Annotated in this window: 4 protein-coding genes; all 4 read right to left on the bottom strand. The window is 65.6% G+C overall.

Annotation, left to right across the window (positions count from 1 at the left end; all coding sequences use genetic code 11):
* On the bottom strand, nucleotides 1-3,680 hold a 3,680-nt coding region (locus BCA01S_RS25155; RefSeq protein ID WP_042319393.1), incomplete at its 3' end, for an AMP-binding protein.
* Between the two features lie 91 nt (nucleotides 3,681-3,771).
* Nucleotides 3,772-7,524 (bottom strand): condensation domain-containing protein, encoded by a 3,753-nt coding sequence (locus tag BCA01S_RS35295; protein ID WP_042319350.1) that lies wholly within the window; start codon nucleotides 7,522-7,524, stop codon nucleotides 3,772-3,774.
* Nucleotides 7,525-7,748: 224 nt separating this feature from the next.
* Nucleotides 7,749-8,567, bottom strand: coding sequence for an ATP-binding cassette domain-containing protein (locus tag BCA01S_RS25145; RefSeq protein WP_027779285.1), 819 nt, complete (start codon nucleotides 8,565-8,567; stop codon nucleotides 7,749-7,751).
* 17 nt (nucleotides 8,568-8,584) lie between these two features.
* Entirely contained in the window at nucleotides 8,585-10,231 is a 1,647-nt protein-coding gene (locus BCA01S_RS25140) for a cyclic peptide export ABC transporter (protein WP_027779284.1), read from the bottom strand.
* Nucleotides 10,232-10,305 lie beyond the last annotated feature (74 nt).

Here is a 10,305-nt window from a genome sequence, read left to right as displayed (position 1 = left end):
GTTGCAAATGAAGCGTCGTCGGTTGGCAGATCGCGCAGCCGCACGTGCGGGTCGTCGCCTTCAACGAGCGCGTTCGCGAGGCAGCCCAGCACCCGCTCGAAATACTCCGCGATGCGGGCAACCCCATCCTCGGACACGCGCGCGGCATGCGTGTGCCACTCCAGTCTCAGCGCGTCGCCGCCTCCCACATGACGCGGCGCGACGACCAGCATCAGCGGAAAATGACTGCGGTTATGTGCGTCGACAGCGCGTATGCGCGGCACGTCGCCAAGCGCATCGAGCGCGTCGTCGAGCGGATAATTTTCGAACACGATGAGGCTATCGAACAGCGCATCGACGTTCGAGTTCGCCCATTGCTGCAAGCTCGTTAGCGGGGTGTGCTCGACGTCGCGCAACTCCGCGTTTTGCCGCTGCAGCGCGGCGAGCCAGGAGCGCACCGTCGCGTCGGATTTCACATCGACCCACAACGGCAAGCTGTTGATGAACAGACCGACAATCGATTGCGCATTCGGCAGATCGACCGGGCGGCCAGACACCGTCATGCCGAACGTCACTTGCGCGCGCCCGGAGAAACGTGCGAGCACGAGCGCCCACGCTGCCTGGACAAGCGTATTCAGCGTGACCTGTGCGCGCCGCGCAGCGCGCGTCAACCGCGCGTGAGACGGGCCGTCGAGCTCGCGGATCAGCGCTTGTGCCGCTACGCCATCGGCGCTTTTTTCAGACGACGGCCGTGACGCACCGCCGAGCGCATCGGCGAGGCGCGCCGGTTCATCGCGCGTCGCGAGCCGTGCGCGCCAGAACGAAGCCGTGTCGGGTTGGCAGCGCAGCCAGTGGACGTAATCGGCGTAAGGCGCCGCCGGCGACGTGTCGGGGACACCGCCCGCGTCGAGCGCCGCATACGCGCGCGCGACTTCACTGACCACCTGCGCGGTGCTCCAGCCATCGGTCAACGCGTGATGGTGAGTCCACAGCAGATCGTGCGCGCCGTCGGGGCGCTCGAAGACGTCGACGCGCATCAGCGGCGCGACGTCCGGCTCGAAACCGCGCGTGGCAATCGCCCCGCGTGCGGCTTCGTATGCGGCGTTGTACTGCTCTTGCGTCGATGCCGCCGCATTGGGCGCGGCGATCGCAGCGGGCACAACGAACACATTACCTGCATGCAATTCGAACGGCATGCGCACGCGCCGCTCGACGACCTGCAACGGCTCGCCGCCGGCCGGCCACACGAAGCGCGTGCGCAAAGCCGGGTGGCGGGCGATTACGGCGTCCCACGCCGCGCGCATGGTGTCGATCTTCAACCCGTCGATCGTGAGACGCAATTGCGATACGTACATGCCTGGCTCGCCATCGAGCATGCCGTGAAACAACAGACCCTGCTGCATCGGCGTGGCGGGATAGACTGCGTCGACCATGTCGCGCGAAACACCGGCCTCGGCGAACCAGCGATCGTCGGCGGCGGGCTGCGTGGTGTGCGGCGGTGTTGCGGCGGCATGGGCCGTTGCGTAACTCGCGCTGGCGCCGGCGCGGGTCCACTCGCCTGTCTTGATGCGTGTCGTCGTGCTTGCCTGCTCGCCAGCGCCGGCACTCGCCTCCGCGCTCACCGGAACGCTTACGTTCGCACTTGCCTGCTGGCTTGTACCTGCACTTGCCTGCTCAGCCGAGCCTGCGCTTGCCCGCTGCTTCGTCCCGGCGCCCCTCTCTCCAGCGCTCCCATGTTCGGACGCCACCTTCAGGGGGACGGCGACGCGCGCCGCCGCCTCGATCGTGGGGTGGTCGAACATCTGTTTTGGCGTGAGCTTGAGTCCCGCGCCGCGCGCCTTGGCAATGATCTGCAAGCTGAGAATCGAGTCCCCGCCAATTTCGAAATAGTTGTCCGTTACGCCAATGTCATCGCGCTTGAGCACCAGCTTCCAGATTCCGATCAGCGTGCGTTCCGCGTCATTGCGCGGCTCGATACGCGCGGCGCCCGCCGTGTTTTCCTGCAGCGGCGCCGGCAACGCGGCACGGTCGATCTTGCCGTTCCGGGTCAGTGGCAACGCGGCCAGCACCTGAAGCGACGACGGCACCATGTAGTCCGGTAGTTCCGCGGCGAGACGGCCGCGGATCGCGTCGACGTCGAGCCGCTCTGCAGCACTCAGATACGCGACGAGGCGAGGCGCGACGCCGTTGCTATCCGCGTAGGCAATCACCACTGCGTCACGCACGCCGTGCTCATCGCGCAGACGTGCGGCGACCTCTTCCGGCTCGACGCGAAACCCGCGGATCTTCACCTGGTCGTCGAGTCGGCCGAGAAACGCGTATTCGCCGTCCGGCAGACGGCGGCTTCTGTCGCCCGTCCGGTAGAGCCGCGCGCCGTTACCGTCGGGATCGGGCACGAAGCGCTCCGCCGTCAGCGCAGGTCTGTTCAGATAGCCGTGAGCCACACTCGCGCCGCCGATGCACAGCTCACCAGTTGCACCTTTGGGCACCGCATTACCGTCGGCATCCACGATGCGAGCCTTCACGTGCGCGAGCGGCTTGCCGAGCGGCAGCGTCCCCGCGCGACTTTGTGCGCCCGCGCGCGTGAGTACGCCGACCGCGCTCTCAGTCGGCCCGTAGTGGTTGATCAACTGGCATTCGGGCCGCAACGTCGCGATGCGCCCGGCCAGACGCGTCGGCGCCGGCTCGCCGCCCAGCACGAGGCAGCGGCGCGGCAGCACCCATTGCGCCGATTGCGCTTGCAACAGCGCGTCGAGATGGCTCGGCACGATCTTGAGCAGGTCGATCGAATGCGTGTGCATGTAGGCGGCAAAGGCGTCCGGATCGGCGGCGACGTCGGCGTCGATCAGATGCAGAGTCCAGCCGTGCCACAGCGCGCCGAACAACGACGTATGGCCAAGATCGGCGGCGGTGGTCGACAGATACGCTGCGCTTGCAATACCTTCGGGCAGCCGTTCGGAGACGCCCTGCAAATAGGCGGCGAGCGCCGCATGGCTGAGCACGACGCCCTTCGGACGGCCGGTCGAGCCCGAGGTGTAGATCACGTACGCGGGCCAGATGAGGATGCTGTCGTCGCTCGATGGACCAGACATCGCGTGGTGAAAGGTTTCGCTGCCTGATGCGTTAGTTGTGTCGAGCACGTCAGCCGCAGCATCGTCGGGAACGCGGAACGCATGCGGGTCGAGTGTCGTCACGCCCTCGGGCAGCCAACTCGGGCCGTGGGTTCTGATTGCGGCGTTGGTCGCGTTGGTCGCGTTGGCTGCATGGACTGCATGGACTGCATGGACTGCATGGACTGCATTGGTTGCATCAGCTGCGACAGCTTCCACCACCGCATCCACCGCCCCACTTGCCAGCGCAGCGCCCGTCACCACCACGCGTGCACCGCAGTCCTCGGCCTGCCAGCGCAACCGCGCTTCCGGAAGCGCCGGGTCGAGCGGCACATAGCATGCGCGCACCCGCCACACCGCGAGAATCGCCGCGACGAACGCCGTGCAGCGCGGTAAAGCGAGCACCACGCGATCACCGGGCCGCACACCTTCAGCGACGAGCGCCGCCGCGAGCGCACCGGACCACTGCCACAAATCACTCCAGACCAGCGGTCCCGAGCTGTCGACAAGCGCAACGGCATCCGGCCGTTCGATGGCAAACCGCGCGACGCGGGCGGGCAAAAAATCGGTGTCGAAAGAGATAGCTTGCATGGTGTCCGTGGTGTGATCCAGGTGTCTTGCACTCGCGCGGGCAAGCGCGGGCTCGATGCGTCGATGCGATGTCAGGACGGCGGCCGCGTGCTCAAAGCGAGTAGGCTCCAGCGATTGGCGCAGTGCCGTCGACCGCTTCATCGTCGTCGAGGTTGAATTCGCCGATCGCGCGCTCTGGGGCGTCGGCGATCTGTTCGAGCAGACCGACGTAGTGCCGCGCGAACTGCGCGATAAAGGCGTCGTCATAAAGCTCGGCGGCGTACGCAAAAACGCAGCGCAGTCCGCGCGCGCCCTCGCGAAACACATCGAGCGCGATTTCGAACCGCGCGTCGCTCGCGTCGGCGTCGACCAGCGCGCAACGCACGCCGCCGAGATTGAGCGCGCGTTCGAACTCGTCGTGCAGCACGAACTTGATCTGCGCAAGCGGGCTGACGCCCGCGCGCCGGCCGACCTGCAACGCGGCCACGACGCGCTCGAACGGCACGTCGGCGTTCGTCTGCGCGTCGATGCTGTCGTCGCGCACCTCACGCAGCAGCGTCGCGAACGACTTCGCGCCCTTCACGGACGCGCGCATCGCCAGCGTGTTGATGAAGAAGCCGATCAGCTCCTCCGTTTCGATCCGGTCGCGGCCGGCGACGGGCACCGCGATCGCCACGTCGTGCGCGCCGCTGTAACGTGACAGCAGCGCGGCGAATGCAGCGAGCAGCACCATGAACAACGTGGCGTTGTGCTCGCGCGCGAGCACTTCCAAACGGCTCGCGAGCACGGCCGGTATATCGGCGCCGACACGCTCGGCGCGAGGCTCATACGGACGGCCGCGCTCATGCAAGATCGGCAGATCGAGCAGCGCGTCGTAGCCCGCCAGACGGTTGCGCCAGTAATCGAGTTGCACAGCGAGTTCGATGCGGCCGCGGCCGTCGTCGGAAAACCGCGCGCGTTGCCATGCGGCGTAATCCGCGTATTGGACCGCCGGAGCCGGCAAAGCCGGCATGCCGCCGAGCCGCGCCATGCGATAGGCTGCCGCAAAATCGCGCAGCAGCACATTGATTGACCAGCCATCGCAGACAATGTGATGCATCGCGATATGCAGCACATACTGCTCCGGACCGCGGACAAACAGCGCCGCGCGAAAGAGCGGGCCGAGCGTCAGGTCGAAGGGCTCGCGAGCGCGTCGGCGCAACTGCGCGTAGAAGTCGCCGGTGGTAAGTTCCATCGCGTTCACATATTCCCAGCGCCAGGCGTCGGTCCCGTCAGCGACGGGACTGATCAGTTGACGCGCCACGCCGTCGACATCCGCAAAGCGCGTGCGGAGCATCTCGTGGCGGCGTACCACAGCGTCGAGCGCGGTTCTGGCGGCATCTGTATCGAGCGGCCCCGTCAGCGAAAGTGCAGCAGAAATGTTGTACGCGGGGCTGTCCGGATCGAGTTGCCACAGCATCCATAAACGCTCCTGCGGCAGAGATAGCGGCGCCTCGCCGCGCTCGCTTTCGGCGCGGCGCGCGAGCGGTGCAACCGGGGCGACCGCATTCGACGGCGTTGCCCAGCGAGCATCGAATGCCGCGGCAAGGTTCGCGAGCGTCGGGTGACTGAACAACAGCCCGACTGGCACGTCGCGACCCAACCGTGCGCGCAGCCGCGACGCGACTTTCGCGGCCAGCAACGAACGGCCGCCGAGCGCAAAGAAATCATCCGATGCACACGGCGTCGGCACGTCGAGAACCTCGCTCCATACTTGTGCAATAGCGCGCGCGGTGGGCGTCAGCATGTCGCCGCAACCGGTCGCCGCGATTGCATCCGCCGGGGCTGTGTCTGTCGCAATGCGTTGCGACTGCTCGGACCTGGCGTCGCGCACTGCGAACGGCACGAGCGCGCCGCTCTGCCACGCGGCAACACACGCGCTGCGCTGCAGTTTCCCGCTCGACGTCCGCGGCAAATCGCCTGGTTCGAGTAACAGGATCAACGCCGCTTCATGTTGGAACGCGTCGCCGAGCGCGGCCGCGATCGCGGCGAAGATAGTCTCGGGCGCCACCTGCCGCGCCCTGCCGCGCGGCACTTCGGCGGCCACGCCGATGGCCTCGGCGCCGTCGGCCGCTTCAACGGCGAACGCGGTGACGCGCCCTCGCCTCAGCCATTCAATGCGATCGGCCAGTACTGTTTCAAGATCCTGCGGATAGATGTTTTCGCCACGCAGCACGATCAGGTCCTTGCGGCGTCCGCAAAAGAACAATTGGCCGCGCTCGACGAAGCCGAGGTCGCCGGTGCGCAGCCAACGCCCCGGAAAACCCGGCGCGTCGTCGAGAAATACAGCAGCGCTCGCTTCGGGATTGCGCCAGTAACCGCGAGTGATGCTCGGGCCGCTGCACCACACTTCGCCGACGTGTCGATCCGGCAAACGCTCACAGGTATTCGGGTCGACGATCGCGAGCGCATGGCCCAACGCGGTCACGCCGCAGCCGACCACGGCCTTGGTGTCGTCGTCGCTTTCGTTATCTTTTTCGCCATGCTTTTCGCCGTCACTTCCGCGGCCGACCGGCAACGCGACCGGCACGCGCCGCGCAAGCGCCGATGCACAGAAGCGCGTCTCGGGCGCGCCCGAGCCGACCTCGACGCCCGTGAAAAACAATGTCGCCTCGGCGAGCCCGTAGCACGCATACATCGCCTGCGGATCGAGGCCGTGCGTGCTGAAACGCGCGGCGAAACCGTCGAGGGTAGTCTGGCGAATAGGCTCCGAACCGCAGAACGCGACGCGCAGCGACGACAGGTCGAGCCCGGCGAGTTGCGCATCGCGCACGCGGTCGGTGCACAGCCGATACGCGAAGTCCGGGCCGCCCGTCACCGTCGCGCGTTCACCTGCAATACCCGCAAGCCAGCGTGCCGGGCGTTCCAGAAAATGCAACGGCGAAATCAGCGTGACCTGGAAGCCGCACAAGACCGGCATCAGCACGCTGCCGATCAAGCCCATGTCGTGATAAAGCGGCAGCCACGAGAACATCCGGTCGCCGGCACGGCAACCCATGCCTCGCGACATTGCGCTGACGTTCGCGCATACGTTCGCATGACTAACAATCACCCCTTTCGGCGACGACGTAGAGCCGGACGTGTATTGCAAAAACGAAACTGCATCGGGCGCCGCGCTGTCGATGCAAAAGCCGTTGCCGTGAACGTCCGCATCGGCGGCGTCGGGCGACAGCAGCGTCGCGCCATGCAAAGAAAGCTCGTCTCTGATGCTGGCAAACGACCCATGCGATGCCTGATCGAGCACCGCGATGCGCGCCATGCAATCGCCGGCGATGCGTCGCAGCCGCGCGAGGTGAGCGCTTTGCGGCGCATCGGGCGGATACGCGGGAACCGCGATCATCCCTGCGTACTGGCAGGCGAAGAACGACACGATGTAATCGAGCCCGCTTTGCAGCATCAGCAGCACCCGATCGTTGGGCGCGCCATGCCGGCGGAGCACGGCCGCGAGACGCCGCGCGCGCTCGTCGAGCGCCGCGTAGGTGATTTCGCGTGCGTCGGCGTCGCCGTCGGCGAGGAATCGCACCGCCAATTGATCGGGGCGCTGGCCGACGTGCAACTTCATCACCGAGACAAGGTCGTTTGCTGGCGCTGCGGCCCAGGTCGCGGTGTGGGGCGCCGTGCTGACCGTTGCGGCTTCGGCTGTTGCGTTGGCCATTGTGTCGGCCGTTGCGCTCGTAGCGCTACCGGCCGCAGAATCGGCACCCGTAATCGCCGCAATATCACCTGCGCCACGATCCACCCTATCTTCTGCCGCGTTGTCCGCGGCGGCCGCACCCGCCGCATGCAGGTTCACGCCATCCTGGCGCGGCGTATTGATAACAGACATCCTCGCCTCCCGAGATTTACCGCGCGCCGCGCGGTCGTCTTCGCCGTGCACCGCATCAGCGCGGCGCACGCAGACCGTCGCCGACGCATGCTTGCGTCGACAACCTGAATTTCGTCATTGCGGGGAAAGCAAGGCGTCTCTTGGGAGCGCCGTTATCTGCTGTCGGTCATGAATGCCGGCAGCGATGCATCATGACGATGCGAGAGCCGGCATGCGCATGCCGCTCAATACGCGAAGCTTATCGGCATGCCGCCGCGCGGATGGGCGACCGTGCCCATCGGCACGCCGTAGATCGCGCCGAGCATCTTTTCCTCGATCAGCTCTGGCGCGGTGCCGCTTGCTAGCAGGCGGCCGCTCTTCAACGCGATCAGGTCGTCGCAGAAACGCGCGGCCATGTTGATGTCGTGCAACACGACGACCACGCCAAGACCGCGTTGCTGACTCAGCGTGCGCACGAGATCGAGCACTTCGATCTGATGCGCGATATCGAGCGCGGAGATCGGCTCGTCGAGCAGCAGGCACTGGCTATCCTGCGCGACCAGCATCGCGATCCATGCGCGTTGCCGCTCGCCGCCCGACAGGCTGTCCACTACACGATCCGCGAATCGGGTGATGTCGGTCAGCTCCATCGCCTCATCGACCTTCTCGCCGTCGACGCCGGTAAAGCGGCCTAGCGCGCCGTGCCAGGGATAGCGGCCGAGCGCAACCAGTTCACGCACCGTCATGCCGCTCGCGGCCGGCTGCTGCTGCGGCAGATAGGCCACCTGTCGCGCGAACTCGCGATTCTCCCACTCGCGCAAAGGGCGGCCCGCGAAACGCAGCGTGCCCGTCGTGGGCGACTGTTGACGCGCGAGCAGTTTGAGCAGAGTCGATTTTCCCGAGCCGTTGTGACCGATCAGGCCACACACGCGACCTCTCGGCAGAGTGAGCGCAAGTGGATGCAACAACACCCGCTCGCCGATGCGAAACGACACGTCATCGAGTTCGTACATCGGTTCGCCGTGCACGGCGCGTGCGGAATCAATGGATAGATCGGCATTCATGTGCGTAGGCATCCTGATCAGTTATCAACGGACGTGAGGTTGGCCGCATGCGCGGCGCCCGGCCCGTCCTCGACGATCTGGCCGAAATCGAGCTTGATGAAACGCTCTGCAAGATGGAAATAGCGGTCGTCATGTGTGATGACCAGCACGGTCTTGCCCTTCGCCTTGAGTTCGGGAAGCAGACGCTTATAGAACACGTCCTTGAAGAGCGGGTCCTGATCCGCAGCCCATTCGTCGAACACATAGAACGGCCGGTCCTCCAGATACGCGACGACGAGCGCGAGCCGCTTGCGCTGCCCTTGCGAGAGATCGAGCGTCGAGAACCTGCCGTCCTTGACGCTCACCTTGTGATCGAGCTGCAGATCTACGAGCAGTTGCTGCGCGAGCGCGTCGAGTCCTTCTGCGTGCATGCCAAGCAGCGTGTCGAACAGGAAGAAGTCGCTGAACACGACCGAAAAATGCTGGCGGTACGCATCGCGCCGTGCTTCGTCGACAGGCTCGCCGTTCAACAGCACCCTGCCGCTCTCCGGCACGTACAGGCCGACCAGCATCTTTGCGAGCGTGGTCTTGCCGCTGCCGTTGCCGCCGATCAGATAAACGAGCTCGCCGCGCCGGAACGTGAGATCGATCGGCCCGAGCGTGAAAACCTCATTCTCCTTCTCGCGAAAGTAACGGTGCGTGGCGCCGTCGAGCGCGATGGTGTCGAACGATGCGGCGACGGGCGGCTCGAGCATGACTTCGCGCGGCAGTTCCGCGTTGACCTGCTCGATCCGTTCGAGCGCGACGCGCGCCGAACTAAGGCTCGGTATCGCGGAAAGCACGGCTTCTATCGGCATGATCATGTAGACGAACACGATCGCGTAGCCGGACATGACATGCGGATCGACTTTGATGTAGCGCGCGAACACGAACAGCGTGAGGCCGATGAACGCGAACAGAATGAAGTTGCCCCAACTGGACGCAGCCGCATACAGCATGTAGCCGCGCGTGCGCTGCACACGCACCGCCTCGACGTTGCTTGCGAGCGTGTCCTCGACGAACGCGTGTTTGCGAGCACGGTGCAGCTTCAGTTCCTTCGCACCGTCGAAGAGTGCGCGGAAGTGCTTGACCAGATCGTCTTCGCGTTTGCGCGAAGCGCGCAGATGGAACATTGCGCGGCTGTGCGCGTAGCGAAAGCCTGCCATGCCCAGCACGATAGTCACGATCGCGACCAGCAGAATCGGCCACGACATGTAGCCGAGATAAGCAAGACAACCGACTATCACCGCGCTTTGCATCGCGAGCGACGGCATGCTCACGAAAAACACCACGATGGTGTCGAGATCCTGCGTGAGCACCGCGAGCGATTTCGCCGCGCCCTGCTTCTCCAGCTGCGCGAACGCGGCGTCGCCGATACGACGAATGGTCCGCATGCGAAGCGTCGCCTTCGCCTGCTGGCCGAGCCACATGAAGAGCGACTGTGCGAGCGCGCGCATCGCCAGAACGCCGAGGCCGATCGCAAGGAACTGCCAGCCGAGGCGCGCGAGCCCCTGCGGCGTCGCGACCAGCGCCTGATTGATGAGTGCGAGCAGCGCCGCATTGCCGAGGCCGCCGAGCACACTTGCGATGAGCGCCGCAGCGATCATCCAGCGTGACTTGCTGACCAGTTGCAAAAGTACGGACATGAATCTCCTTTCGTTGCGGCATGAGAGCAGGAGGACGGCAGGCCGGCTCGCAGTAGCGAATGCCGCGAGCGTCA

It is taken from the genome of Paraburkholderia caledonica NBRC 102488 (genome assembly GCF_000685095.1).
GTDB lineage: Bacteria > Pseudomonadota > Gammaproteobacteria > Burkholderiales > Burkholderiaceae > Paraburkholderia > Paraburkholderia caledonica.
The sequence above is the reverse complement of the archived record's forward strand: the minus strand, read 5'-3'. Positions and strand labels throughout refer to the sequence as shown.